The sequence below is a fragment of the Pseudomonas sp. RW407 genome (assembly GCF_003176655.1).
Lineage (GTDB): Bacteria > Pseudomonadota > Gammaproteobacteria > Pseudomonadales > Pseudomonadaceae > Pseudomonas > Pseudomonas delhiensis.
In genome coordinates this window covers 1-1,084 of the sequence record NZ_QGSL01000043.1, presented here as the reverse complement: position 1 = coordinate 1,084, position 1,084 = coordinate 1, and the positions used below count along the sequence as shown (strand labels likewise).

The window sequence follows — 1,084 nt, the reverse complement described above, 5'->3', positions numbered from 1 at the left end:
CTTTCCCTGGCCCTGGCCGCCTGCCTGGCCGCCCACGCGGCGCTGGCCGACGAGGTGCAGGTCGCCGTCGCGGCCAACTTCACCGCGCCCATCCAGGCCATCGCCAAGGACTTCGAGAAGGACACCGGGCACAAGCTGGTGGCCTCCTTCGGCGCCACCGGGCAGTTCTACGCGCAGATCAAGAACGGCGCGCCCTTCGAGGTGTTCCTCGCCGCCGACGACACCACCCCGGCCAAGCTGGAGCAGGAGAAGGCCACCGTGCCCGGCTCGCGCTTCACCTACGCCATCGGCAAGCTGGCGCTGTGGTCGGCGAAGGACGGCTACGTCGACGCCAAGGGCGCGGTGCTGAAGCAGGGCGGCTTCCAGCACCTGTCCATCGCCAACCCGAAGACCGCGCCCTACGGCCTGGCCGCCACCCAGGTGCTGGACAAGCTCGGCCTGAAGGACAAGCTGGCCGGCAAGCTCGTCGAGGGCCAGAACATCGGCCAGGCCTACCAGTTCGTGTCCAGCGGCAATGCCGAGCTGGGCTTCGTGGCGTTGTCGCAGATCTACAAGGATGGCAAGGTGAACGGCGGTTCGGCCTGGATAGTCCCGGCCGACCTCTACGAACCGATCCGCCAGGACGCGGTGATCCTCGAGAAGGGCAAGGACAACTCCGCGGCCAAGGCCCTGGTGGACTACCTGAAGGGGCCGAAGGCAGCGGCGGTGATCAAGGCCTACGGGTACGAACTCTGATCCCCATCCCTCTCCTGCAAGGGGAGAGGGGTGTGTGAACACCGTCGTCCGGTCCTGCGTGGCCGGTGAATCCAATCGCGGACGAAGTCCTACGACCGTGCTTTCCTGGAACCGTAGGAGCAGACTTTGTCCGCGATCATGGCGGATAACGCTGTAGGCGTTATGCGCCCTACGAACTATCGCGAACGCGGAAACCCAGGGTTCGCGAGCAAGCTCGCTCCTACGAAGAGCACGCCAGTTCTTGCTCTGGTTTTTGGATTTCCAGAGAAACATCCAAGCGCACCGGAACGCCCCTTCAGAAGGCCGAGCGAAACCGGCGCTCAGGAGGTCATGCGACATGGATGTCGCG

At 65.1% G+C, this 1,084-nt stretch carries 1 protein-coding gene; it reads left to right on the top strand.

Annotation, left to right across the window (positions count from 1 at the left end; translation table 11 throughout):
• Positions 1–735, top strand: a 735-nt coding sequence (modA, locus tag DK254_RS05725; protein ID WP_371921104.1) for a molybdate ABC transporter substrate-binding protein, incomplete at its 5' end; no start/stop codon positions are given.
• Positions 736–1,084: the final 349 nt, after the last annotated feature.